The 22,752-nt window shown below is 70.6% G+C and carries 20 protein-coding genes; 10 read left to right on the forward strand and 10 right to left on the reverse strand.

Annotated features, from left to right (window positions below):
* Window positions 1-77 precede the first annotated feature (77 nt).
* The 4 genes from D7X74_RS22520 to D7X74_RS22535 are packed head-to-tail and all read right to left on the reverse strand — an operon-like array spanning window position 78 to window position 4,104.
* On the reverse strand, window positions 78-815 hold the full coding sequence (locus D7X74_RS22520) for a CpsD/CapB family tyrosine-protein kinase (protein ID WP_120535055.1): 738 nt from the start codon (window positions 813-815) through the stop codon (window positions 78-80).
* A gap of 36 nt (window positions 816-851) precedes the next feature.
* Window positions 852-2,261: a Wzz/FepE/Etk N-terminal domain-containing protein gene (locus tag D7X74_RS22525; protein WP_120535073.1), complete on the reverse strand. Its 1,410-nt coding sequence runs from the start codon at window positions 2,259-2,261 to the stop codon at window positions 852-854.
* 35 nt (window positions 2,262-2,296) lie between these two features.
* Entirely contained in the window at window positions 2,297-3,493 is a 1,197-nt protein-coding gene (locus D7X74_RS22530; RefSeq protein ID WP_120535056.1) for a hypothetical protein, read from the reverse strand.
* Between the two features lie 41 nt (window positions 3,494-3,534).
* Window positions 3,535-4,104, reverse strand: a complete 570-nt coding sequence (locus tag D7X74_RS22535; protein ID WP_120535057.1) for a polysaccharide biosynthesis/export family protein — start codon at window positions 4,102-4,104, stop codon at window positions 3,535-3,537.
* A gap of 410 nt (window positions 4,105-4,514) precedes the next feature.
* Here D7X74_RS22535 and D7X74_RS22540 point away from each other — a divergent pair, with 410 nt between their 5' ends.
* Window positions 4,515-4,706, forward strand: coding sequence for a hypothetical protein (locus D7X74_RS22540; RefSeq protein WP_199732850.1), 192 nt, complete (start codon window positions 4,515-4,517; stop codon window positions 4,704-4,706).
* Window positions 4,707-4,858: 152 nt separating this feature from the next.
* Here the strand turns inward: D7X74_RS22540 and D7X74_RS22545 are convergent, their stop codons facing one another.
* Window positions 4,859-6,424: a phosphatidylserine/phosphatidylglycerophosphate/cardiolipin synthase family protein gene (locus D7X74_RS22545; protein ID WP_120535059.1), complete on the reverse strand. Its 1,566-nt coding sequence runs from the start codon at window positions 6,422-6,424 to the stop codon at window positions 4,859-4,861.
* A 579-nt stretch (window positions 6,425-7,003) separates the two neighbouring features.
* Between D7X74_RS22545 and D7X74_RS22555 the strand changes: the two genes are divergently transcribed.
* The 8 genes from D7X74_RS22555 (at window position 7,004) to D7X74_RS22590 (ending at window position 15,373) form a co-directional block, all read left to right on the forward strand.
* A complete protein-coding gene (locus D7X74_RS22555; RefSeq protein WP_120535060.1) occupies window positions 7,004-9,034 on the forward strand; it encodes an amylo-alpha-1,6-glucosidase in 2,031 nt (676 codons plus the stop codon).
* Window positions 9,035-9,082: 48 nt separating this feature from the next.
* Window positions 9,083-9,748: a hypothetical protein gene (locus D7X74_RS22560; protein WP_120535061.1), complete on the forward strand. Its 666-nt coding sequence runs from the start codon at window positions 9,083-9,085 to the stop codon at window positions 9,746-9,748.
* A 308-nt stretch (window positions 9,749-10,056) separates the two neighbouring features.
* Window positions 10,057-11,019: a Circumsporozoite protein gene (locus D7X74_RS22565; protein ID WP_233595737.1), complete on the forward strand. Its 963-nt coding sequence runs from the start codon at window positions 10,057-10,059 to the stop codon at window positions 11,017-11,019.
* A gap of 50 nt (window positions 11,020-11,069) precedes the next feature.
* The gene (locus tag D7X74_RS22570) at window positions 11,070-12,242 is read left to right on the forward strand and encodes a tetratricopeptide repeat protein (protein ID WP_120535062.1); all 1,173 of its coding nucleotides are present in this window, start codon (window positions 11,070-11,072) and stop codon (window positions 12,240-12,242) included.
* A 60-nt stretch (window positions 12,243-12,302) separates the two neighbouring features.
* Window positions 12,303-12,779 (forward strand): EVE domain-containing protein, encoded by a 477-nt coding sequence (locus D7X74_RS22575; RefSeq protein WP_120535063.1) that lies wholly within the window; start codon window positions 12,303-12,305, stop codon window positions 12,777-12,779.
* Entirely contained in the window at window positions 12,776-13,366 is a 591-nt protein-coding gene (locus tag D7X74_RS22580; RefSeq protein WP_120535064.1) for a DUF4291 domain-containing protein, read from the forward strand. The genes D7X74_RS22575 and D7X74_RS22580 overlap by 4 nt, the downstream gene beginning before the upstream one ends.
* Window positions 13,367-13,407: 41 nt before the next feature.
* Window positions 13,408-14,547, forward strand: coding sequence for a prephenate dehydratase (gene pheA / locus D7X74_RS22585; RefSeq protein ID WP_120535065.1), 1,140 nt, complete (start codon window positions 13,408-13,410; stop codon window positions 14,545-14,547).
* Window positions 14,540-15,373, forward strand: coding sequence for a prephenate dehydratase domain-containing protein (locus tag D7X74_RS22590; protein WP_120535066.1), 834 nt, complete (start codon window positions 14,540-14,542; stop codon window positions 15,371-15,373). Before pheA ends, D7X74_RS22590 begins: the two co-directional genes overlap by 8 nt.
* Here the strand turns inward: D7X74_RS22590 and D7X74_RS22595 are convergent.
* Both D7X74_RS22595 and D7X74_RS22600 read right to left on the reverse strand, forming a co-directional pair.
* Window positions 15,363-16,496: a 3-deoxy-7-phosphoheptulonate synthase gene (locus D7X74_RS22595; protein WP_120535067.1), complete on the reverse strand. Its 1,134-nt coding sequence runs from the start codon at window positions 16,494-16,496 to the stop codon at window positions 15,363-15,365. The two genes, D7X74_RS22590 and D7X74_RS22595, sit on opposite strands and share 11 nt — an antisense overlap.
* A 98-nt stretch (window positions 16,497-16,594) precedes the next feature.
* Complete coding sequence (locus D7X74_RS22600; protein WP_120535068.1) at window positions 16,595-17,161, reverse strand: tetratricopeptide repeat protein; 567 nt, start codon at window positions 17,159-17,161, stop codon at window positions 16,595-16,597.
* A 259-nt stretch (window positions 17,162-17,420) separates the two neighbouring features.
* Here D7X74_RS22600 and D7X74_RS22605 point away from each other — a divergent pair, with 259 nt between their 5' ends.
* Window positions 17,421-19,061: a Na+/H+ antiporter gene (locus D7X74_RS22605; RefSeq protein WP_120535069.1), complete on the forward strand. Its 1,641-nt coding sequence runs from the start codon at window positions 17,421-17,423 to the stop codon at window positions 19,059-19,061.
* A gap of 19 nt (window positions 19,062-19,080) precedes the next feature.
* Here the strand turns inward: D7X74_RS22605 and D7X74_RS22610 are convergent, their stop codons facing one another.
* From D7X74_RS22610 to D7X74_RS22620, 3 genes are all read right to left on the reverse strand, one after another.
* Window positions 19,081-19,884: an SDR family oxidoreductase gene (locus D7X74_RS22610; RefSeq protein WP_120535070.1), complete on the reverse strand. Its 804-nt coding sequence runs from the start codon at window positions 19,882-19,884 to the stop codon at window positions 19,081-19,083.
* A 148-nt stretch (window positions 19,885-20,032) separates the two neighbouring features.
* A complete protein-coding gene (locus D7X74_RS22615) occupies window positions 20,033-21,703 on the reverse strand; it encodes a sigma-54 dependent transcriptional regulator (protein WP_120535071.1) in 1,671 nt (556 codons plus the stop codon).
* A gap of 47 nt (window positions 21,704-21,750) precedes the next feature.
* Entirely contained in the window at window positions 21,751-22,704 is a 954-nt protein-coding gene (locus D7X74_RS22620) for a diguanylate cyclase domain-containing protein (protein WP_199741878.1), read from the reverse strand.
* Between the last annotated feature and the right edge of the window lie 48 nt (window positions 22,705-22,752).

The following is a 22,752-nucleotide window of genomic DNA, read 5'->3' on the forward strand; positions in this document are numbered from 1 at the left end:
CCGCCCCCCCACCGCATAGGAGGGGGGACGGAAGGCCAGACAGACTGCTCTCACCTGCATGTCGTGCTGCGGTGCTGCTACTTCTTCACGTAGTTCTTCAGGTACGGGGTCGCGTTCACTTCCGCCCCGTTGAGCACGCAGCCCACCAGCGCCGCGCCCGCCAGCTGCTCCACCGCCTGGTTCACCACCTTGGAGGGGGTGACGTTGGCGCGGATGACCATCAGCACGCCGTCCATCTGGTGGCCCAGGATGGCCGCGTCCGCGAACGGCAGCGTGGGCGGCAGGTCCACGTACACCTCGTCGAAGCCCTCGCGCACCGCCTTGAGGAACTGCTTCATCCGGGCGCTGGCCAGCACCTGGGTGCTCTCCTCCGGCGTGGCGCCGGCGGGGATGACGGCCAGCCGCGTGGCGTTGAAGCGGCGCACCACGTCGCGCACATCGCACTCACCGGCCAAGAGCTCCGCCAGACCCTGCTTGTTGCGCATGCCCAGCGTGGGGGCCACCTGGCCCCGGCGCAGGTCCGCGTCCACCAGCAGGATGCGGCGCTCCGGGTTCGCCCGGGCGGCGGCCAGCGCCAGGTTGACGCTCGTCACCGTCTTGCCCTCGCCGGGCATGGCCGAGGTGAGCGCCACCACCTTCATCGGGCGCTGCTCCCGCATCCGCTCCAGCCGGTAGTACAGCGTCCGGTACTGCTCGGCGGCCGCGGAGGCCGGGGCCGTCAACGTCACCACCCGACGGTCCACCGCGTTCGAGGAAGCCGCGCTCTCATCCACACGCGGGAGGAAGTTTCCGGCCCGCTCCATCGTCGAATCCATCTGAGTTCTCCAATCTTTTCCGTTGGGGGTCGGCAATTAATTCAGCGAAGTGGGCGAGGAGACGCTGTTCTTGCTCCCAGCCATGGGCATCAACACCCGCTTCTCTGTCTTGCCTTGCATGTTCGGGACCACCGCCAGGACAGGCAGCGTGATGCGCTCGCGGACCTCGGTGCCGTCGCGGAGGCTGTCGTCGCGCATCTCCAGCACGGTGCCGGTGAGGACACCCAGCGACAGGGCCAGGAGGGCCGCGATGAGCAGACCGCTCAGGCGGTCCGGACGGGCCGGAGCGGAAGGCACCCCGGCGGGCGAGATGACGTTGAACAGGCTCTGGGCACTCTTGGCCTCCAGCTCCTGGGCGATCTCCGCCTCCACCTTGCGGCTCACCACGCTCTGGTACTTGGTGCGGGCGATTTCGTAGTCCCGGTTCATCACCGCCAGCTCATGCGCCCAGCGGGGGGTGTTGTTCAGCCGCGCCTGGTAGGCCTCGGCCTGCTTCTGCAGGTCCACGATGTCCTTCTGGATGCTGCCCACCAGCGTGGTGACGCGGGTGCGCTCGTTGCGCTCGGCGAACATACGGCCCTCGGCCTCCTTGCGCTGCTCGGCGACGGTGCCCAGCTCGCGCTCCATCCGCTTCACTTCCGGGTGGTCCTCGGTCCACTGCGTCTTGGCCTGGGTGAGCGTCCGGGACAGCCCGCTCTGCGCGGCCTCCAGGCGACCCGCCTCGCTGTCCGCGGCGTTGCGGGCCCGGGCCAGGTCGGAGCGGCGGGCCTCGGCGGCGCGCAGCTCCTCGGACTTGGTCTGCAGCTGGGCGCTGATGCGCTCCAGGCCGCGCATGTTCATCTCCATCTGCTCGGGCAGCTCGCCCAGGTGGTCCACCTTGAAGCGGCTGATGTTGGCCTCCCACGCGGAGACCGCCTTGCCCATGTTCACCATCTCCTCCGTGAAGAGGTTGGTGGCGCGGGCGGCCTGCGCCTGGCGGATCTTCAGCGTCTCCTCGGAGAAGATGGCCGGCAGGCGGTTGGTCACCTGCGCGACGACCTGCGGGTCGCGGCCCGCGTACGTCAGCTCGAACGCCGTCTCACCCTCGACGCGCACGGTGAGGTCCTTGCGCATCTGCTCGACCGCCGCCTCGATGCCCTTCTCGGAGACGAGCTCCGGGTAGAGGTTCATCTCCTCGATGGCCTTCTGGAGCACCGGCCGGGCCAGGAGCTCCTGGCGGACCGTCACCAGCCGCTGCTCGATGAGCTCGCTCACCGTGCGCTGCACCATCTCCTCACCGGGGCGCTGCGGTTCCACGCGCACCACCACCGAAGCTTCATAAATGCTAGGCCGCGTCATCACGATCGCCGCGCCCACCACGAAAATCGCAGCAGCGATCGCCCCCACCAGGGCCTTGCGACGCCACAGCGCCGAAAGCATCTGGTCCGCCGTCATCCCACGCTCCATGATCCGCTCCTCCATGCCTCGCACTCGCATGCTCCCTACCAAGGTGTCATGACCAGACGGAGAGCAAACACATTGCGTGTCAGATCCCCAGCCCCAGCGACGTCCGCCGCGCCCACTTGCGCGATGCGGTCCACCGCTCCCTGCAGCGCCAGCTTCCGGTTCATCCGGTACTCGACGCCGCCTCCCACTGCATAGCCCTGCGACACGTTCGTGGTGTTGCGCCACTGCGTGTAGTTCAAATCCGGCGCGGTGCCGTTGCGGAAGAAGCTGGCCGCCCCAAAGGCAGACAACTTCGCCGTGAACCGGTGCGCCGCCATCACTGATGCGTAGTCCGCCCAGACCGCGCCGGAGAACCCGCTGGCACCCACCAGGTCGTGTCCCACGGCGAAGCCGATATCCGAGCGCTCTCCTTCACGAACCAATTCCACCGCCACGCGGGGCAGCCAGCCCCCGCGGGACGCGTCCGACGGCAGGTAGCGCACCGGCCCGCCCCGGAGGGTGAGCGTGGTGGGCCGCGTCAGCCGGTAGCGCAGGGCCGCTGAAGCGCCGTGCGCCTGGCTGTAGTCCCCCGCGTACAGGAAGCCCTGATAACGATACTCGGCGCCCAACGACAGCCGGCGCGTGGAGCGGTACCACAGCTCCACCGACGGGGTGTGCGCGTAACCCGCCACCCGTCCCGGCTCGATGATGCGCGTGGCTTCAAATGAATAGTTGCCGCGCACATCCATGCGATCCGTCACCCGCCCCGTCAACCCCACCTTCGCCTGCGCATAGAAGGTGGGAGCCGTGGAGCGCGCCAGACCATCACGCGGCAGCGACGTGGGGTCCGTGACGCGGAACACCTTGGCGCTCGCGTCCAATCGCAGCCGGCGCGACAGCACGTCGCGCAGGCCGAACCCGCCCCGGTGGTCCAACGTCGTCTTGCCGGAGCCGTGTCGCGCGAGCAGGTCCGTGGCGTAGAACGTATCCAGGGTGAGCTGCTCGTTCTTCACATCCAGGCCCAGCCGGGGAGACAGCTTCGTCATGAACTGCCCGCCGGTGGCACCCGCGCCACCGCCCAGCCGCAGATCGTTGTCGAAGCGCTCCTCCGCCGTCAGGCGCAGCCGAGGCTCCAGGATGGTGGCCGCCTGAGCAGCCGGTCCGGCGATGAGACAGCCTGCGATCACTGCCCGCTTCCAGTTGCCCCTCACCGCCGCCCTCCCGTCCTTGCCCACGCCCACGCCCTTGTTCATATCGTCCGGATGTCTGTGTTTTAAGTTGCGTCCGTCACCCCTCACGGGACGACGACGGTGTCACCGGGACGCAGGATGACGTTCTCGCCGTCGGGGGAGACCAGGTCGCTGTAGCGCACCGGGATCTGCCCGCCCTTGCCGTCCGTGCGGATGACGACGATGCCGTCGGAGTTGGCGAAGTCGGTGAAGCCGCCCGCCAGCGCGATGGCCTGCAGGAGCGACACGCGGCCGCGCAGCGGGTACGCGCCCGGGTGGGCCACTTCGCCCGTCACGAACACGCGGGTGCTGTTGACCTCGCGGACGATGACCGTCACGCGCGGCTCCTGCACATACGGCTGCAGGCCCGTCTTGAGCGCCTCCGCCAGCTCCGTGGGCGTCATGCCCGCGGCCTGGACTTCCCCCACCATGGGGACGGAGATGAAGCCGTCGGGCCGCACCGGCACCGTGCGCGACAGCTCCGCGTCACGCCACACGCTGACGTCCAGGACGTCCTCGCGGCCAATCCGGTACGGCTGCTCCGCGTTGTCCACCTTCAGCGTCTGCTGGTGAGCACATCCCGACAGGAGGAGCATCCCCAACCCCACCCAGAACCCCGTGCGCCGCATTCCCATCTTCCGCTCTCCTTCGTTCACTGATGTCTGGCGAGTGCCGCCGTCCACCGGCCCTGCGGGCCGAGCAGCACGCTTCTGGCGGTGTCCCTTAGCAGCGCGTGTGCCAGCGCTTGAGGAGAGGGAAAACCCTTGGACTCCGGTGGGTTACGGCGTGCCACATCAGGCGCACATGGGGGGAATCGGCAAAAATTCCGGTCGTACCCAGGTGTTCTCCCCTGTGCTTTCTGCCGATCGCTTCCGTGCGGTGGAAGAGGTTTGCCCACTCCAGTCCCCGCGCGTTCCACGCGCTCCAGCACATGTAAGGGGCCCTCCTGTGCGAGCACTTCGGCACGGGTCTTGAAAAGGGACTGCCCGTCGGACGCAGCATGGGGTTTCAGGGCATCACAACAACCGTCACGAGGGGGACACGGATGGGCAAGGCAGCTGGGGCGATGGGGTTGGTCTTCATGGTGGGTACCAGCGTGGTGGGCCTGATGGGCGCGGCGATGGGCAGCAGCATCGAAGCCGGCGTCCTGGGGATGGTGGGCCTGGCCTTGTATGGGGGCAGCGCGCTGCTCAACGGTAAGGCGGAGGAGCCGACCGGCGTCGCGAAGCAGGCGTAGGAAGGCTGTAGGACTGTAGGAATCACGGGGCCCCGGGCCCGGACGCGAGGGGAAGCAACGCTTCCCGCGCTCCGACCCGACGGTCCCGTTTCATTTTCCCGAGGGTCGCGCGACGAGGGCACGCCCCGAGCGCGCCCGGGACGCGGAAAGCCTCAGGGCTGCTGCTGCTCCGCTTCCGGCGTGTTCCGCGGCTCCGCTTCCGTGAGCAGCTCCGGCGCCACCGCGGCGGGCCTGGGCGGCACCTCCCTCTCCGGCAGGGGCCCTCGCGCCTCGGGCGCTTCGGCTTCCTGGCGGCGCAGGCGCACGGCGCGGCTCCACAAGGCGATGCCGGCCCAGGCGCAGAGGAGTGCCGCCGGCACGGCCACCACCTGCGGCCACCACAGCGCCACACCCGCGAGCGCCAGGGGCACCACGCCCGCGCCGAAGACGACCTTGGACTCCGTGCGCCCCAGCTCGCGGTGGTTGGTGACGGCGGCGCCCACCGTGTTGCCCAGGCGCACCGCGCCCGCGGCCGCGCGGCTCATGCTGCCCCGCCGTCCGGGGCCCCCCCGCCGCGAGCGCGGAAGCGGGCGCGGGTTGGTGGACATCAGGCGCCGATCCCTCCCGCTGAGCACGACCTCCGTCGCGTGCTCCAGGTCCTGCTGGTACATGGACTCCATCTGCTGGGCGAAGTGGACGTCCTCCACCGCCACGTCGATTTCGGAGTTGCCCAGCCAGCTTGCGGGGTTGAGGTTGGAGGAGCCCACGCGGGCCCACAGCCCATCCGCCACCGCCGTCTTGGCGTGGAGCATGGTGCCGTTCCATTCATAGACGCGGATGCCCGCCTCCAGCAGGGGGCGGTAGCCGGCCTGGGTGAGGGGGCGCAGCGCGGGGATGTCGCTGCTGCCGGGCACCAGCAGCCGCACGTCCACGCCGTCGCGCGACGCGGCCCGCAGCGCCTGCACATAGGCGGCGGTGCCCACGAAGTACGCGTCCGTAAGCCACAGCCGCTTGCGCGCGAGCGACGCGATGAGCTGGTCCACGCGGAACAGGCCCGCGCTCCAGGGCACGCCGGCCACCACGCGCAGGGCCACGTCGCCCATCGGCTCGGGCGCTCGGGCGGAGAGGCAGCCCTCCTCGTCGAGCGGAGTCCCCACGGTGGCCCAGCCCTGGGCGAAGGCGCGCACGAGGTCCGCCACGGCCGGGCCGCGAATCGCGAGGCCGGTGTCGCGCCACGGGGCCACGTGCTTCTCCGGGTCCCCCACCCACTTGTGGCTCACGCACAGGCCGGAGACGAAGCCCACCTCGCCGTCCACGGTGAGCGTCTTGCGGTGGTTGCGGCCCAGCCAGGCCAGGGGCCGGTCGAACTGGAAGGGATTGAAGCAGCGCACCTCCACGCCCGCCTCGCGCAGCCTGCGCCAGAAGCGGCTGGACGCGGTGCCCTGGCAGCCCAGCCAGTCATAGAGCACGCAGACGCGCACGCCGTCGCGGGCGCGGGCCTCCAACGCCTCCGCGAAGGTGCGGCCCACGTCGTCGTCCTCGATGATGTAGTTCTCGAAGAGGACGGAGCGGCGGGCCAGGTGGATGGCGCTCAGCCACGCGGGGTAGTTCTCACGCGCGTCGCGCAGCAGGTGCACGTCATTGCCCGGTACGAGCGGCGCGCCCGCGGCCCGGGAGAACACCTGCTCCGCCAGCCCGCGCTGGGGCCCGCTGATGCCCGTCGACTTCACGATGGCCACGCCGTTCCTCCTCGGGCTGGAACACCCGGGTGCCCGCGCCCCTCCACGTTCCGCATCACCGGGACGGACACCTCTCTATAGGAGAAGGCGAAGCGCTCGCGAAGGTCCTGGTGAGGTGCGCTCCCCGGTGGGCCATCGCAAGGGACCCGGACGTGGGGGGCACCAGGGGAGGCGGATGGCGGCCAGGGCCTGCCCTGCCCTTCGCCCTGCGGGCGGCCTGGGGAGCGTCCGAAGCACCGGCGTGCATGGGCCGGGTCCCCACGAGGGGCAGGCACACGCTCGGTCCGCCGGGACGCGGTGGACGCGGCAAGGCGCACCGCAGGCGCTGGTGCTCCACGATTCATGCAGCGAGCGGGAGGGCGACCGCCTCGTCCTCCTCAACCTGGGCACGGGACTGGATTCAGGGTCGTGTCCGCAACCGCTGTTCGCCCCACCTTCTGGAAGGCGCTGGCGACTGTTGTTGTCCAGTGACCAGGCCCGTTACGGCGGGATGGGCACGCCACCGATTCCGGAGGATGGACGGTGGCCACTGCCCGGACAGTCCGCGCTCGTGTTGACGGGCGAGGAGGAGACGAAGGCGTGAATCCATCAGCCCCCGACCTGCCCCGCCTCGCGTTCGACTGGAAGGACGGCGCTGACTTCGGCATCGGCGTGCACCACGAGTGGCTGATGACCAACGGCCGCGGGGGCTACGCGTCCGGCACGTTGGTGGGGTGCAACACGCGCCGCTATCACGGCCTGTTCATCCCCACGCTGGAGAAGCTGGGCCGCACGGTGCTGATGGCGAGGCTGGACGAGGCTGCCATCGTGGATGGGCAGCGCTACCGGCTGACCTCCGAGGAGCACGCGGACGGCACGATGGTGGAGGACGGCGCGCGCCACCTGCGCCACTTCCATCTGGAGGGACTGGTTCCCGTCTGGGAGTACGCGGTGGGACGGACGCGGCTGCGCCGTCGCTTCGTGATGGTGCACGGCGAGGACACGGTGTTCATCACGTGGGAGCACCTGTCCGGTCCGGAGGCCACCCTGCACCTGCGGCCCTTCCCGGTGCTGCGCCCGCATGATGGACCGCTGCTCGAGAAGGTGGAGGAAGCCATCATCACGCTGCGGGGGCCGCTGGTGACGTTGCGCAATGGCGAGGACGGCCCGTCGATGCGGATGCGGCTGTACTCGGATGGGCCCACGCCGTTCGTGAGCCTGGAGGAGACGTCCAGGCCCCAGCACCTGCGCATGGAGAAGGCGCGCGGCTATGACTTCACGGAGGTGCAGCACTCGCCGGGCTACTTCACCGCCACGCTGAAGCCGGGCGGCACGCTGGGCTTCGGACTCACCACGCAGAGCGCGGGGCACCTGGAGCGGGACCCCGCCGTGGTGTTCGAACGGGAGCTGGCGCGGCAGCAGCGACTGCTGGAGCGCGCCCCGGAGCCTGCGCGTTCGGGCGTGCAGGCGCGGCTGGTGCTGGCGGCGGATCAATTCATCATCGACCCGCCGAGGCCCGCGGATGCAGCCTGGGCCCGGTCCATGGGACTGGACGCGCGAAGCGTCATCGCGGGTTACCCCTGGTTCACCGACTGGGGCCGCGACACGATGATCAGCCTGGACGGGCTGACGCTGGCCACGGGGCGCTACCGCGAGGCGGCGGCCATCCTGCGCACGTTCGAGCACTACGTGCGCGACGGCCTGATTCCGAACTACTTCCCGGACGGGGAGAACGAGGGCGTCTACCACACGGCGGATGCGACGCTCTGGTTCTTCCACGCGGTGGACCGCTACCTGGAGGAGACGGGGGACGAGACCCTGCTGCGCGACCTGTACCCCACGCTGAGCGACATCGTGGCGCACCACCAGAAGGGCACGCGCTTCAACATCGGCGTGGATCCGGCGGACGGATTGCTGCGCCAGGGACAGGAGGGCTACCAGCTCACCTGGATGGACGCGAAGGTGGAGGGCTGGGTGGTGACGCCGCGCCGGGGCAAGGCGGTGGAGCTCAACGCCCTGTGGTTCAACGCGCTCAAGCTGATGGCGGGCTGGGCGGAGCGGCTGGACCAGGAGTCGGCGCCGTACCGGGCGGCCGCGGAGCGGGTCCATGGCAGCTTCAACCAGCGCTTCTGGAATGAAGCGGGCGGGTGCCTCTACGACGTGGTGGACGGCGAGGGGGTGCGCGAGGACGCGCACGTGCGCCCCAATCAGGTCTTCGCCATCTCGTTGAAGCACCCGGTGCTCAAGCGCGAGCACTGGGCGCAGGTGTTGGACGTGGTGCGCCGCGAGCTGGTGACGCCCGTGGGCTTGAGGAGCCTCGCGCCGGGCAGCAGGGACTACAAGCCGAAGTACGACGGTGACCTGCGCGCGCGCGACGCGGCCTACCACCAGGGCACGGTGTGGGGCTGGCTCATCGGACACTATGTGGACGCGACGTTGAAGGTGACGCCGGACCTGAAGGCGGCACGTGCGCTGCTGGCGGGGATGGAGGACCACCTGTCGCACGGGGGCATCGGACAGATTTCGGAGATCTTCGACGCGACGGAGCCCTACCGTCCGCGAGGCTGCTTCGCGCAGGCCTGGAGCGTGGCGGAGGCGCTGCGCGTGTTCAGCAAGACGAACATCGGGTGAAGCGTACCGGGGTGACGTCCAGGGGGGCTTCGTGGGAGCTTCCGGCCCATGTCCCTTCCCAAGACCCGGTTCCTCGACTCCACGCTGCGCTCGCCGGTGTTGCAGTTGCCCGTGCGCACGGCGGTCTTCGAGCTTCAGCAGGCGCGCGTGCTGTTCTCACCGGGCTCGAAGCTCACGCCCGGGCAGCTCCAGGAAGCCGGCCCGGTCACCGACATCGTGGCCCCCAGCCTGATGCACACCGCCGGGATGAAGGCCGCGGCGCAGGCGCATCCGAACGCGAGGCTCTGGGGTCCGGCCGGGGTGCGGGAGAAGCACCCCGAGCTGACCTGGCACGGCATCCTCGGAGAGACGCCGTGGCCCTTCGAGAGCGAGCTGGCGCTCATCCCGATTCCGGGCATGCCGAAGATGAACGAGAGCGCGTTCCTGCACCATCCGTCGAAGGCGCTCTACCTGACCGACATGGTCTTCAACGTCACCCAGCCGAAGGGCCTCGCGGCCTGGATGTTCTTCGGGATGTTCGGCACCTACAAACGCTTCGCCGTGAGCCGGCTGTTCCTCCGGTTCGCCAAGGACCGGGCTGCGTTCAACGTGGCCATCCAGAAGATCGCCGGGCTCGACTTCGAGCACGTGGTCCCCTCTCACGGCGAGGCGATGCTGAACGAGGGCAAGCCCCGGCTGCTCGCCGCGTTCCGTGAACGGGGGTTGATCCCATAGGCCTCCCAGGAAATGGGAAAGGAACGGGTGGTGGGACATACCGTCGAGTAGGTTTGCCCCGGGACCCAGGTGCCGTGGAGCGCGATGCCGAGCCCTCCACCCCTCGATTTCGACGCACCGTGCCGTCTCCGCGCTGCCCCCCAGGAAACATTTCGGTCCGCATGTAGGACTCCTGCCCACTCCGCGAGAATCCGGACGGCCATTTCTTACAAAGTGATGCGGGGTCGGAAACTCTCCTCCGGGCATTTCGGAGAATGAGGAAAAGCTGGCGCCGAGTCTGGTGCCGCTCCTTTGAAATCGAGCCCGCCATGTCCACGCCCATCGGCTACCGCCCGCCTCCGCCTCCCCCGCCGCGGCCTGTCGCGCCTCCGCCCGTCGCGCCGAACCTGGCGAAGAATGGTCAGAAGCCCGCCACGGCCCCGGCCGGCTCTCGCGTGGACACGTCGGCGCAGGGCAACGTGCAGTCGAACTCGCGCAATGTGCTGAGCGGCCAGTCGAGCTTCGAAGCCGGCGGCGCGCGCTCCGAGGTCAACGGCACCGGCCCGGGCGGCATCAACACCAACGCCTACGTCCAGGGTCCCACGTTCAGCGCGGATGCCTCCGTGGACGCCGACATCGGCCTGTCCGGCATCGACGTGAACGTGCAGGTGGACGTGTCCGCCAACCTGCTGGAAGCGGGCGCCAGCGCCACCAAGACGGTGGAGTTCGAGATCGCCGGTGAGCAGTACTCCGTCGAGCTGGACCTGTCCGCGCTGGGCAAGATTGGCGCCGAGGGCAGCATCGACCTGGACCTGCACGTCGGCACCGACGGCGACGTGTCCATCAGCGCCGCGGCGTCCGGCTTCGCCGGTGCGCAGGCCAGCCTCACGGGCGCCATCGAGCTGAAGCACGAGGATGACACCCTGGCCTCCGCCAGCATCACCGCCAGCGCCAGCGCCGGCGTGAGCGGCGACGCCCACGCGGACATCGGCCTGAACGGCGGCAACCTGGAGTTCGACGTCGGCGTGGAGGCCACGGCCGGCCTGGGCCTGGGCGTCGAGGTGGAAGGCTCCGTCAACCCCGGCAACATCCTCAAGGCGGTCGGCGAGACGGCCGCCGCGGCCGGTGGTGAGATCCTGGAGAACGTGGCCGAGGGCGCCATCAACGCGGGCGGCGCGGTGCTGGACGCGGCCGGCGATGTGTTCTCCGGCGCACTGGACGTCGCGGGCGGCATCGTGGAAGGGGCCGGGAACATCATCGAAGGCGCCGGGAGCTTCCTGGGCATCGGGTAGGCCCCCGCGGACTGCCCGGCCCTTCCAGGGCTGGGCTATCCTCTTGACCCATGGCCGTCTCCAAACAGGCAACCTCCGCCGCGCGTCTGATGAAGCAGGGCCTCCTCAAGGACGCGGCCATCGAATTCGAGCGCGCCCTCAAGCAGGATCCGAAGGACGCCGCCGCGATGCTCGGGCTCGCCCGTCTGCGCCTCGCGCAGCATGACGAGCCCGCCGCGCGCGCCATGCTCCAGCGGCTCGTGGAGCAGCACCCCACCCATCCCGAAGCGCTCAGCCACCTGGCCCGGCTCGATGCCGAGAAGGGTGATGCCCGGCAGCTCGCGGTGCTGGAGGCGCTCGCGGCCCAGCCGAAGGCGGGCTTCTTCGAGGTCGTCAACCACGGCCGGGGACTGCTCGCCCACCACCAATACCCCGCCGCGATCCCCGTGCTGGAGAAGGCGCTCACCCTCCAGCCCGGCAACGCGCAGACGCTGACGTACCTGGGCATGGCGCTCCAGGGCGACAAGCAGCTGGACCGCGCGCTGCGGCGCTACCAGGAGGCCGCGGAGGCCAGCCGCACGGAGCACCTGCCGCTGCTGCTCGCCGCGCGCGTGCAGGTCCTCCAGGGGCACGTGGGCGCCGCGCTGACGACGCTGCAGCAGGCCATCCTGCGCAGCCCCCGCGAGCCTTCCCTCATCCGTGAGTTCGCCTCGCTGTGCTTCTTCGCGGGCGCGCCCGAGCCGGCCATCAAGGCCGCCATCGACCTGCGCATGCAGCAGCCGGACAACGCGGACGCCATCTACCTGCACGGGCTTGCGTCCTTCGTGGCCGGCAAGAACGAGGACGCGGACCGCATCCTGCGCGAAGCGCTCGTCAAGGTGCCGGACAACGCCGCCGTGCGCATCGCGCTGGCCAAGGTCCGCCGCCGCCTGGGCGACGACGCGGAAGCGCAGAAGCTGCTGGAGGCCGCCATCGCCGTTGACGCGTCCGAAGTGGGCGCGGCCAACGACCTCGCGGTGCTGCACCTGTCGCGCCCCGGCGGGGCCACCGCCGCGCGCGCCGTGCTGACACAGGCGCTGAAGGCGCACCCGGAGGACACGGGCGTGCACCTCAACCTGGCGCTGGCCCTGGCGGACACCGACAAGGCCCAGGCCCGGACGCACGCGAAGAAGGCCCAGGCCAGCACCGACAAGCACATCCGCGAGCAGGCGGACCGGCTCGTCGCCGCGCTGGGCGCGAAGTAGTCACGCCCTGGCACTCAGGGCCGCTGTCCTCCTGGCGGCCCTGCGCTAGGGTGCGCCGCCATGGCGACTGGCCGGTACTGGTTGATCAAGAGCGAGCCCTCCGTCTACGCGTACGCCCAGCTGGAAGCGGACGGCAGGACGGCGTGGACGGGCGTGCGCAACTTCGAGGCGCGCAACAACCTGCGGGCCATGACGCCCGGGGACCTGTGCCTCTACTACCACTCCAACGAGGACAAGGCCGTCGTGGGCGTGGCGCGCGTGCTCTCCAAGCCGGGCGCCGATCCCACCGCCCCCGGTGAGGACTGGGCCTCCGTGGACGTGGGCCCCGTGGTCGCCTTCACCACCCCCGTGACGCTGGCCACCATCAAGGCCACGCCCGCGCTCAAGGACTTCCCGCTGCTCACCCGCAGCCGCTTGAGCGTGACGCCCTCCCCCGTGGAGCACTTCGAGCTCGTCCTGGAGATGGGCCAGACGAAGCTGCCAAAGGCCCCCGCCTCCAAGCCGAAGCCGAAAGCGAAGCCCAGGCCCCAGCCATGAGCGCCGCGCGAGAAGTCCGCGCCGACTTCGACCGCGCGTCCATCGTGGTGTACCAGGCCTATCCCGACGCCATCGCGGACGTGGCCGTGGAGCAGCAGAAGTTCGGCCCGCCCTTCTCCGTGGGACGGATGACGTGGATCAAACCCAGCTTCCTGTGGCTCATGCACCGCTCCAACTGGGGCAGCAAGAGCGGACAGGAGCGCACGCTCGCGGTGCGGATCAAACGCTCCGCGTGGGAAGAGGCCCTGAGCCTGGCGGTGCTCACCAGCTACGAGCCGAAGGTGCACGGCACCCAGCAGGCGTGGCGTGAGGCCTTCGAGTCGGCGCCCGTCATCGTCCAGTGGGACCCCGAGCGCACCCTGCGCGGCGCGGGCCTGCCCCACGACAGCATCCAGGTGGGCCTGAGCCGCGCCGTCATCCAGCGCTTCGTGGACGACTGGACCGTCTCCATCACGGACCTGACGCCACTGGTGCGGAAGCTTCGCAAGCACCTGGACGACGGGCGCGCGGACCAGGCGACCCGCCTGCTGCCGAAGGAGGCCGTCTACCCGGTGCCTCCGGAGCCCGCCCGACGGCTCGGGATGTAACCGGATGACCGTTCCCTGACGCGAGTTGTTATGTTTTCGCGATGGCGGACACCCCGAACCTGGACACCCTGCGAACAGCCCTCGAACGCGTCGACGAGGACATCCTCGACGCGCTCCAGCGGCGCATGGCCCTGGCGGACGACGTGGCGCGGGCGAAGCTGGTGACGGCCTGGCCCTTCCGGGATCCACAGCGCGAGGACCTGCTCCTGCGCAAGCTGCGCGGCCGGGCAGCCGAGCGCGGGTTGGATCCGCACGAGGTGGAGCGCCTCTACCGCGTCATCCTGGACATGTCCGTCGCGCGGCAGCAGGCGCTCGTCACGCGGCTGGACACCACGCCCCTGCGCGTGGGGTACCTGGGCGTCGAGGGCTCCTACAGCCACCTGGCCGCGCGCCAGCGCTACGGCCACCGTCCGGGCGGCGTGCTCCTCACCGGCTTCGACTCCGCGCGACAGGCGGTGGAGGCCCTGAAGAAGGGCGAGCAGGACCTGCTGCTGATGCCCATCGAGAACACCACCGCGGGCACCATCAACGAGACCTACGACGTGCTCGCCGCGGGCGATGGCGTCATCACCGGCGAGCTGGTGAGCCAGGTGGATCACCGGCTGCTGGGCGTGAAGGGCGCGAAGCTGGAGGACCTGCGCGAGGTGCTGTCGCATCCGCAGGCGCTGGCCCAGTGCGAGGACTTCCTGCGCACGCACGTGCCGTGGGCCCGCGCGGTGCTGGGGCCGGACACCGCCGTCGCCGCGCGCACCGTGGCGGACCGCAATGACGTAACGATGGCCGCCATCGCCAGTGAGTCCGCGGCCAGCCGCTTCGGCCTCGTGGTGCTCGCGAGCGACCTGCAACCCGGCGCGGACTTCACGCGCTTCGTGGAGGTGGGGCGTGAACCGACGCCGCTCGCGCCGGACGTGCCCTGCAAGACGTCGCTGCTGGTGGTGCTGGAACACCGTCCGGGTGCGCTGGGCCAGGTGCTGCAACGGCTCACGCAGCGCGGGGTGAACCTCACCAAGCTGGAGTCGCGCCCCATCCCCGGGGCCCCGTGGCAGTACCGCTTCTATCTGGACGTGGAGGGCCACGCCGCGTCCGCGTCCGTGACGGCGGCGCTGGAGGATTTGCGTTCGCTCACCGCGTCGCTGCGCGTGCTGGGCACGTACCCGCGCGCGGAGCCCATCGATGGATGACGCCGCCCCTCGCCGCATCGCCTTCCAGGGTGAGCGCGGCGCGTACGGCGACGAAGCCACGCGGGCCTTCTTCGGCCCGTCGGTGGTGTTGGTCCCCTGCCCTTCCTTCCGCGCCGTCCTCGAAGCCGTCGCCGAGGGCCGGGTGGATGGCGGCGTCCTGCCCCTGGAGAGCGCGCTCGCGGGCCCGGTGGCGGAGGTGGTGGACCTGCTGCTGGAGTTCACCCCGCGCCTGTCCGGAGAGCTGCGCCTGCGCGTGCGCCACTGCCTGCTCGCGCCACCGGGGCGCTCGCTGGCGAGCCTCACCCGCGCGCTGTCCCATCCCCAGGCGCTGGCCCAGTGCTCGGGCTGGCTGCGCAGGCACCACCTGCAGCCGGTGCCGGAGGTGAACACCGCGGTGGCTGCGCGACGGGTGGGCGAGGAGGCCCCCGCGGGCACGGCGGCCATCGCCAGCCGGGCGGCGGCGGACCTCTACGGCCTGGCCGTCCTCGCCGAAGGCATCGAGGACTCACCGGACAACGCCACCCGCTTCCTCGCGGTGGGGCCGGCCCTCCCGCCCCACCTGGGCTCCCGGTGGAAGACGTCCGTGGTGCTCACGCTGAACGACGGGCCCGGCGCGCTCGCGGGCGTGCTGGGGGCCTTCGCCACGCGCGGGGTGAACGTCGCGCGGCTGGAGTCCCGCCCCGGCGGCGTCCGCGCCTGGGACTACCGCTGGTGCCTGGACGTGGACGGCCGGGAGGACGCGCCCCAGGTGCGGGCCGCGTTGGACGAGGCCCGGAGCGCGTGCACGTCGCTCCAGGTCCTCGGCAGCTACGCGCTCAGCGACTGACCTGCGCGCCGGCCTTGGCGGCCGTTCCGTCGCCGTTCTTCACCGCCTCCGTGTACGCGCCGCGAACGATGTTCGTGTAGCGCTGGAGCGCGCCCAACTGCTCCAGGCGCAGCGCCTGCGGTCCGTCGCACAACGCAATCTCCGGATGCGGGTGGAAGTCCACCAGCACCATGGACGCGCCCGCGATGAGCCCCTGGCCAATGGCGTGGAAGATGTCCGGCAGTCCGTCCGGCGGGGCCTCCGCGCGCCCGATGGCGTGCGACGGATCCACGCACACCGGCATGCGCGTCAGCCGGCGGACGACGGGCACGTGCGCGAAGTCCACCATGTTGCGGTGCGGGTCGCCCAGGTGCGTCTTCACGCCGCGCAGGCAGAAGACGATCTTCGGGTTGCCCTCGCTCGCCACGTACTCGCACGCGTTGAGGGACTCCTCCAGCGTGATGCCCATGCCGCGCTTGAAGAGCACCGGGAACGCGCGCTGCTGGCCAATGCTCTTGAGCAGCTCGAAGTTCTGCGCGTTGCGCGTGCCCACCTGGAGCATCACGCCCGTGGCGTTGCCGGACTGCTTGAGCGCGTCGTTGATTTCATCGATGTGGCGCGGGTGCGTCACCTCCATCGCGACGACCTTGATGCCGTGCTTGCCCGCGGACTCGAACACCCACGGCAGGCACTTGGCGCCCAGGCCCTGGAACTCGTACGGGTTCGTGCGCGGCTTGTACGCACCCATGCGCGTCGTCTGGATGCCGCAGCGCGCGAGCGCCGCCATCATCGAGTCCACGCTCTCCAGCGAATCCACCGCGCACAGGCCCGCGAAGAGGTTCACGGTGGTGTCACCGAAGGACACGCCGTTGTAGTCGAAGCCCGCCGTGGTGCGCTGGCCACCGTGCCGCCCGATGATCCGGTACTTCTGCGACACGCGCACCACCTGGCGCACGCCGGGCAGCTGCTGGAAGGGCTCCAGCGGCACCTGCGCGGTGGAGCCCAGCAGGTACAGCTCCGTGATGGTGGACTCGGCGCCCTGGACCACGTGCGCGCGGGGCGTGACGCCCTCGTACTGCGAAGCCAGATGGAGGACGGCATTCACAACGGATTCCGGCGAATCCGGCTCGAGCATCACGATCATGCGAAGGGTTCTCCTGAAGAGGGGCGTCCAATCGGCATTCAACACCGACGCTGCGCCCTTTCCCTCCGCCTTTAAATGGAAAATTGAAGCAGGGCGGCTCAGGAGGTAGCCGGGCGCAGCCGGGTCGCCAGCTGGGTGTAGTGCTCCTGCTGGGTAGGGTCACCCAGGTGCTCCCACACGTCCGCCAGGGCCTTGGCGGCCTCCACGTAGGCGGGGGACAGCTCCAGCGCCAGCTCGAAAACCTGCCGGGCCAAACGGTAGCGGGCCTTGTCCGGGCGCCGTCCCTGGGTCAAGAGCGCGTTACCCAGGTGGTAGACCTCCACGGCGGCGGCCTCCCGGTAGCCGGGGGTGGGGTTGATTTGGACCGCGCGCTCCATGAGCAGGGCGGCGGCCTCCGGCTCACCCAGCTCCAACTGGCAGAGGGCGGCTTCGCGGAGGGGGTCGGGGGCGGAAGGGTCCAGCTCCACGGCCCGCTGGAAGCCCTTCAGGGCCTCGGCGGTGCGGCCCAGTTGCTTGAGCGCGAACGCCTTGCCGGTGAGCGCGGGGAAGTGGCGCGGATCCACGGCGAGGACCTGGTCGAACGACTGGACCGCGGCCTCGTGGTTGCCGGACATGGAGCGGTGGACGCCCTCGTTGAAAGCCGCGAACAACAACGACCTGGACATCGTTCCCCCAGGGAACAGGGTTGCGAGGACCGCGCATCCGCGCGCGGCCGAAAGGGCCAGCCTGTCACCGGGGGACGCCGCTCCGCAAAGCCGCGCCCCTTCCCCGGCTGATGGCATCCATCGCTTTGCGCTGATGACGCACGCGCCCGCGTGGGGACGACGGGTTGCGGCGTCGAGGATTTGCCACTGTCCGAAACCCGCATTCCTGCGCTACGCCGCAGGAAGTCCGGATGGCGGACATTCCCCTTCGGAGGGCTCCATGCTCGTGTTCGAGATCGTCATCGCGCTGCTGCTGGGGGGCGCGGGACTCGCGGCGCTGTCCCGACGGATTGGCACGCCCTACCCCGCGCTGGTGGCGTTCGCGGGGGCGGTGCTGGCGCTCGTGCCGGGGACGCCGGAGCTGGTGTTGGATCCGGAGTTGGCGCTCACGCTCTTCGTCGCGCCGGTGCTGCTGGACGCGGCCTTCGACGCCTCGCCCCGGGACCTGCGTGCGAACTGGCGGCCGGTGGTGGGGCTGGCCCTGGGCGCGGTGGTGCTCACGGTCATCGCGGTGGCGGTCGCGGTCCGGTGGCAGGTGCCGGACATGCCGTGGGCCGCGGCCATCGCGCTGGGCGCCATCGTCGCGCCTCCGGACGCGGCGGCGGCCACGGCGGTGTTGAAGCAGTTGCGGCCCCCGCACCGGCTGCTGGTCATCCTTGAGGGCGAGAGTCTGTTCAACGACGCGAGCGCCCTGCTCATCTACCGGCTCGCCCTGGGCGCGGTTGCGGCGGGGGGCATCCTGGGCTGGAGCGCGCTCCCGATGCTGCTCGTCGTCACGGTGGGCAGCGTGGTGCTGGGGTCGGTGCTCGCGCGGGTGACCCTGTTCGTGAACCGGTTCATCGAGGATGTGTCCACGGCGGTCATCGTGCAGTTCGGCAGCACGTTCGCGGTGTGGATGCTCGCCGAGCGGCTGCACCTGTCCGGCATCCTCACGACGGTCGTCTATGCGATGACGGCCTCGCGGATCGCGGCCCTGGTGACGCCCGCGCGGATCCGCATCCCGGCGTACGCGGTGTGGGAGGTGGCCGTGTTCGTGTTGAACGTGCTCGCCTTCATCCTCGTGGGCTTCCAGCTCAAGTCCATCGTCGCGCGGCTCGACCGGCCCACGTGGCTGGAGTACGCGGGCATCGCGGCGGTCGTCACGGGGGTGGCCATCCTCGCGCGCATCGCCTGGGTGATGGGCGTGGCGGCGCTCGGCCGCTGGCGACAGCGCCGGGCCTCCTCCACGTCCCCGGGCAAATCCAACGCGGTCGCGCTGTCGCCGAAGGCGGCCATGCTGGTGGGCTGGTGCGGGATGCGGGGCATCGTAACGCTCGCGGCGGCCCTGGCCCTGCCGACCGGCGGCGAAGGCGTCCCCCCGTTTCCCTACCGCGACCTCATCCTCTTCACGTCCTTCGCGGTGGTGCTGGGCACGCTCGTGCTGCAGGGGATGACGCTGCGCCCCCTGATGTCCCGCCTGAAGCTGGACGACGACGGCGCGGTCGACCACGAGGTGCGGCTCGCCCGGGTGCAGACGCTGCGCGCGGCGCTGGATGCGACCGACGCGTCGGCGGGCACGGAGCTGGCGGCCCTGGTGCGGCGGCGGTACGAGCTGCAACTCCAGCGGGCGAAGCAGGTGCTCGCGGGACACACGGACGCTCAGGCCGAAGCCCGTCCGGATGGGGCCTCCGCGCCGTGGGGTCCAGCCTCCGCCGACGCGAACGTGGTGCGCACCGCGATGGCCGCTGAACGGCGGCGGCTGTTGGAGCTGCGCTCGGACGGGACCATCGGGGACGCCGCGTTCCAGCAGGTGGAGCAGGAGCTGGACTGGACGGAGCTGGACCTTCAGCAGCTCCTGCGCGCGGAGGCCCCCGAGCACTGACCCCGCGGACCGCCGCGAGTCACCCTCGCGCCTCTTCCTCCATGGCCGCGACGAAGCCGGTGGTGAAGTCCGGGTAGCGCGGCGTCCAGCCCAGGGCCTCCAGCTTCGCGCCGCTGATGGCCCGGTCGCCGCGCAGGGATTCATGGAGCGACGCGAAGGGGACCCGGGGCGGCATGGGAAGGGACAGGTGCTGGCACAGCCAGGTGGCCGTCTCCTCCTGGGTCGCGGGGCGCCGGTCGGCCACGCAGTAGACCTCGCCGGGAGCCCCGCGTTCGAGCACCACGCGAACGGCGTCCACCAGGTCGTCCACATGGATGCGGGAGAGCCGTCCCCCACCGGACTCGGGAATGCGCAGCGTGCCCGCCTTCAACCGTCCGGAGGTCCCTCGCCCGGGGCCGTAGATGCCCGCGATGCGCATCACGCTGGCGCCCAGCGGAAGGAAGCGCGCCTCCGCCTCCAGCCGGGCCCGGGCAACCGGTGAGGCCGTGTCGACCGGGGTCGTCTCGTCCACGTGTCCGCGCGCGGAGCCATACACGCCCGTGGACGACAGGTAGACGAGCCGCGAAGGCCGGGCCCGCGACAGCAGGTCCGCGAAGTGCGCATCCAGCCCGGCCTCGGGAGGAACCGAGTCCACGACGTGCGCGCCCTCGACCCGCGCCAGCGCTTCATCGAGCGACAGCACCCGCACGCCCGCGCCCTCCAGCACCGCGCGGCGCGCTGCATCCCGCGTGGTGGCCAGGACTTCACGGCCGGACCGGGCTTCCACCCGGGCGAACCGGGTGAGCGTGTAGCCACAGCCAAGCAGGACGAGCGGAGCGGTCATGGCCTCCGCGATATCGGGCAACCCCCGTCCCACGCAAGCAGGGGCGAAAGGCCGCCGGGACCACGGCACATCCCGCAAGCGGAACGGCCCTCCTTCCGTCATCCGGAAGAAGGGCCGTCGCGCACGACAATCGACCGGGGACGCGGCGCTAGAACTCGGCGCTCGCGCGAGGATCGATGATGCCGCACTCCTTGATCTTGTAGAGCAGCGCCTTGTAGCTGATCCGCAGCTTGCCGGCGGCGCGGCGCTTGTTCCACGCGGTGCGCTGGAGCATGGCCAGTATCGCCTCACGCTCGGCGAGCATCGCGGCGCGCTTGCCAATGTCCTTGAGCGACAGCTCTCCAGCCGGAGGCGGCGGAGGCGGAGGCTGCGGCGCATCGAACGGATTCGCGTAGCGCTGGGGCGCCACGGCATTGAACGGCGAAGCGTCCGACACCAGGGCCACCGGCGGCGGCGTCATCGTGCCGCGCGCGGGCATCTCCAGCACCTGCACCCCCGAGCCGTTCGAGGAAGCGACCTGGGACGGAGGGGCCGCGAAGACGCGGGCCGGATCCTCGTAGTGGCGCGAAGGCGGAGGACCGAAGTCCTCCCCACCGAAGGACGTGGGCAGCGACGGAGCGCTCGCCGGGGTCCGGCCACCTCCGCGAATCTCGTCCAGCACCAGCGTCGGATCCTTCAGCACGCACAGGCGGCGAACCATGTTCTCCAGCTCGCGCACGTTGCCCGGCCACTCGTAGTCACTGAAGGCGTGGAGCACTTCCGTGGGCAGCTCGGAGACGCCCGACATGAAGCCCTTGCCGTACTTCTTCAGGAAGTGGTCGGTGAGCGGCACCACGTCCTCGCGGCGCTCGCGGAGGGGCGGCAGGCGGATGGCCACGACGTTGAGGCGGTAGTACAGGTCCTCGCGGAAGTTGCCGAGCGCGATCTCCTTCTCCAGGTCGCGGTTCGTCGCCACCACCACGCGGCTGTCCACGCGAACGCTCTTCTTGCCACCGACGCGGAAGAACTCCTCGTCCTGCAGCACCTGGAGCAGCTTCGCCTGGAGGCGGATGGCCATTTCGCCAATCTCGTCCAGGAAGATGGTGCCCTGGTCCGCCAGTTCGAACTTGCCCGGCTTCTCCGCCGTGGCGCCCGTGAAGGCACCGCGCTCGTGGCCGAACAGCTCGCTCTCCAGCAGTTCGCCCGGCAGCGCCGCGCAGTTCACCTTGATGAAGGGGCGACCGTGGCGCTGGCTGCGCGCATGGATTTCGCGGGCAATCACTTCCTTGCCCGTGCCGGACTCACCGAGCAGCAGCACCGGCACGTCCGTGTCCGCGATGCGCTCCACCAGCGCGCGGGCCCGGCGCATGGCCGGCGACGTGGAGATGAGCACGCGAGCCTCGGCCGCGGCCTCCGCCGACGTCAGCATCACGCGGGGCGCGGGCACCGGCGCCGAAATCTGGCGCTCCGGCACGCGGGTCCCCAGGGCACGGGCGAGCACGTCCTGCAGCTCGTCGTTGCCAAAGGGCTTCGCCAGATAGTCGGACGCGCCCATCTTCAGCGCGCGCACCGCGTCGTCCGCGCCGGACAGCGCGCTCAACACGATGACCGGGGCATTGCCGCCGTTGCCCCGGTAGCGGCGCAACACCTCCAGGCCGCTCATCTCCGGCATCACCACGTCCAGCAGCACCGCGTCGAACGAGCCACCGGAGAGCATCTCCAGCGCCTGCGAACCGCTCGACGCACACCGCACCTGGTAACCCGAGCTGCCCAACAGCTCGGACAGGAACGTGCGCACCGACTCTTCGTCATCCACCACCAGCACCGCGATCCGATCCATCCCCACGCCTCCGCTCGCCCTGTGCATCAAATCCTCAGTGAACTGCATCAAATCGACAACAGCCGGGCCGGACCGGCCGCCCGCCGAATCTCGCGTGTACGCCTCAACGTCTGCAGTGCCGCGCTCAGCAACTGGGTGGGTGCCCCCACCGTGTCCGGGAAGCTCACGGCCCCCAGCTCCAGCGCCGTGCGCACCACGCGACCTTCCATCTGGAACCGTGCCGCCTCGAACCGGGCTTCCACCCGCGCCAGGACCTCCGGCACCGACTCCGCGGGCGTGCCCGGCAGCAGCATGGCGAACTCACTTTCCCCCACCCGCGCCACCGCGTCCGCCTCGCGCACCGTCTGCCCCAGCACCACCGCGCTGTAGACGAGCAGCCGCTCCGCCATCCCCCGGCCGTGCTCCTTGCGAAGCGCGCTCCAACCACTCACTTCCGCGGCCACCACGGAGAAGGTGCCCCCGTAGCGCTCCGTCCGCCGGGCCTCCAGGCCGATGAGGGCCAGCAGGAAGGGCCGGTTGTAGAGCCCCGTCACCGGATCATGCAGCGCCAGCGCCGTGCCGGCCTCTTCGCCGGCCGCCACGCGCTCCACCGACTGCTTGAGCCGCATCTGCGCGTGCAGCTTCATGGACAGCTCCGCGCCGTCCACCACGCGCGGCACCACGTCCACGCACTGCCCCTTCTCCACGCAGAAGCGCCAGGCGTCCCGGTCGTGCGAGTCCACCAGGTACAGCATCGGCACCGTGCCCCGGCTCACCTGCCGCAGCCGGCGCGCCGTCTGCACCGCCGCGTAGTCCGGAGGCTGCGCGGCGAGCAGCACCGCGTCCGGGCGGATCACCTCGAAGAGCGGCACCGCCGCGTCGAAGCGCGTGAGCGGAACCACACGGAAGCCCGCCTCGCCCAGCAGCGCCCGGGTGCGCTCCAGGTACTCCGCTCGCGGCTCCACCAGCAACACCGTAGGAGGCTGCCCCGACTTTCCTGTCCGCTTGCGCTTCAGACCCACCGCCGTGCCCTCCCTTCCAGGAATTTCTGCCCCACCGCCCCTCCCGAC

Source organism: Corallococcus sp. CA047B, from assembly GCF_003612065.1.
GTDB classification, from domain to species: Bacteria; Myxococcota; Myxococcia; order Myxococcales; family Myxococcaceae; genus Corallococcus; species Corallococcus praedator.

Coding starts and splice junctions, on each gene's coding strand:
- D7X74_RS22520 (WP_120535055.1), bottom strand. CDS start 815: ATGGATTCGACGATGGAGCGGGCCGGAAACTTCCTCCCGCGTGTGGAT.
- D7X74_RS22525 (WP_120535073.1), bottom strand. CDS start 2,261: ATGGAGCGTGGGATGACGGCGGACCAGATGCTTTCGGCGCTGTGGCGT.
- D7X74_RS22530 (WP_120535056.1), bottom strand. CDS start 3,493: ATGAACAAGGGCGTGGGCGTGGGCAAGGACGGGAGGGCGGCGGTGAGG.
- D7X74_RS22535 (WP_120535057.1), bottom strand. CDS start 4,104: ATGGGAATGCGGCGCACGGGGTTCTGGGTGGGGTTGGGGATGCTCCTC.
- D7X74_RS22540 (WP_199732850.1), top strand. CDS start 4,515: ATGGGCAAGGCAGCTGGGGCGATGGGGTTGGTCTTCATGGTGGGTACC.
- D7X74_RS22560 (WP_120535061.1), top strand. CDS start 9,083: ATGTCCCTTCCCAAGACCCGGTTCCTCGACTCCACGCTGCGCTCGCCG.
- D7X74_RS22565 (WP_233595737.1), top strand. CDS start 10,057: ATGTCCACGCCCATCGGCTACCGCCCGCCTCCGCCTCCCCCGCCGCGG.
- D7X74_RS22570 (WP_120535062.1), top strand. CDS start 11,070: ATGGCCGTCTCCAAACAGGCAACCTCCGCCGCGCGTCTGATGAAGCAG.
- D7X74_RS22575 (WP_120535063.1), top strand. CDS start 12,303: ATGGCGACTGGCCGGTACTGGTTGATCAAGAGCGAGCCCTCCGTCTAC.
- D7X74_RS22580 (WP_120535064.1), top strand. CDS start 12,776: ATGAGCGCCGCGCGAGAAGTCCGCGCCGACTTCGACCGCGCGTCCATC.
- pheA (WP_120535065.1), top strand. CDS start 13,408: ATGGCGGACACCCCGAACCTGGACACCCTGCGAACAGCCCTCGAACGC.
- D7X74_RS22590 (WP_120535066.1), top strand. CDS start 14,540: ATGGATGACGCCGCCCCTCGCCGCATCGCCTTCCAGGGTGAGCGCGGC.
- D7X74_RS22595 (WP_120535067.1), bottom strand. CDS start 16,496: ATGATCGTGATGCTCGAGCCGGATTCGCCGGAATCCGTTGTGAATGCC.
- D7X74_RS22600 (WP_120535068.1), bottom strand. CDS start 17,161: ATGTCCAGGTCGTTGTTGTTCGCGGCTTTCAACGAGGGCGTCCACCGC.
- D7X74_RS22605 (WP_120535069.1), top strand. CDS start 17,421: ATGCTCGTGTTCGAGATCGTCATCGCGCTGCTGCTGGGGGGCGCGGGA.
- D7X74_RS22610 (WP_120535070.1), bottom strand. CDS start 19,884: ATGACCGCTCCGCTCGTCCTGCTTGGCTGTGGCTACACGCTCACCCGG.
- D7X74_RS22615 (WP_120535071.1), bottom strand. CDS start 21,703: ATGGATCGGATCGCGGTGCTGGTGGTGGATGACGAAGAGTCGGTGCGC.